General features: G+C 53.6%; 1 protein-coding gene. It reads left to right on the forward strand.

The features are described from left to right. Positions 1 to 1,299, forward strand: a 1,299-nt coding sequence (locus tag ACIFQM_RS24355) for an aminotransferase class III-fold pyridoxal phosphate-dependent enzyme (protein WP_430048930.1), incomplete at both ends; no start/stop codon positions are given.

Genomic DNA, 1,299 nt, shown 5'->3' on the forward strand with positions numbered 1-1,299 from the left:
TGAATTGCTTTCGCTCCGTCAGGAACAACATCTGCAAGAGCTGATTGAACGCTACACGGCTCGTACACGTAGCACCAAACAGTACACCCAACAGTACCGCTCTGTATACGCCAATAACCGTAATGTGGCTGGTTTCCGGCCTGTTTTGAAGGAAATGGTGTACCAAATTGTATCTCAGCGTGCAGACGGGTCTAAAATTTGGGATCTGGACGGTAATGAATATGTCGATTTGACGATGGGCTTTGGCGTGAATCTGTTTGGGCACAATCCGGCCTTTATCCGAGAAAAAATGGAGGAAGAACTGAAAAACGGCATGTGTGTCGGCCCGATGTCCAACATGGCTGGGCAAGTCGCCGAGAAAATTTGCAAGATGACCGGCGTGGAACGGATTGCGCTGTACAATTCTGGCACGGAGGCCGTCATGGTCGCGCTCCGTTTGGCGCGTGCTGCCACGGGACGGGCTAAAGTCGTCCTTTTTGCTGGCTCGTATCATGGTACATTTGACGGCGTGCTGGCACTGGGGAGCGCGGGTGACAACAAGGAGCATTCGACACCTCTCGCTCCAGGTATCCTGCAGCATATGGTGGACGATATCGTCGTGCTTCATTATGGAGCGGACGATTCTCTGGATTACATCCGCACCCATGCGCATGAGCTGGCCGCGGTTGTCGTGGAGCCGGTGCAAAGCCGCCGACCAGATTTTCAGCCTCAAGCCTTTTTGCAGGACATTCGCCGGATGACGGAGCAGTCCGGTACTGCCTTCATTTTTGATGAGGTCATTACAGGCTTCCGGATTCAGCCGGGAGGGGCACAAGCCTGGTTTGGTGTGCAAGCCGACCTTGTGACTTACGGTAAAATCATTGGCGGCGGGATGCCGATCGGCATCGTGGCCGGGAAAGCCGCCTTTATGGACGGGATCGACGGAGGTACGTGGAGCTTCGGGGACGATTCCTATCCACAGCATGAGCAACAGCGGACCTTTGTCGCGGGAACCTTCTGCCATCATCCGCTGGCAATGGCTGCATCCTTAGCGGTGCTGGATCATTTGGAGAGCAACGGCGAGCAGCTGCAAAATCGCCTGAACAGCCGCACCTCGGCGTTAGCAGCGGAGCTAAACAGCTATTTCACGGACGAACACGTACCTATGAAGGTCGTTCACTTTGGCTCCCTGTTTCGCTTTGTACTCAAAGGCGATCTGGAATTGTTCTTTTATCACATGCTGGAAAAAGGCATTTATATCTGGGAGGGACGAAACTGTTTCTTGTCCACTGCCCATACGGAGGAAGATATTGGGCGAAT

Origin of the sequence: Paenibacillus sp. NRS-1782 (assembly GCF_050467685.1) — a bacterium.
Lineage (GTDB): Bacteria > Bacillota > Bacilli > Paenibacillales > Paenibacillaceae > Paenibacillus > Paenibacillus terrae_A.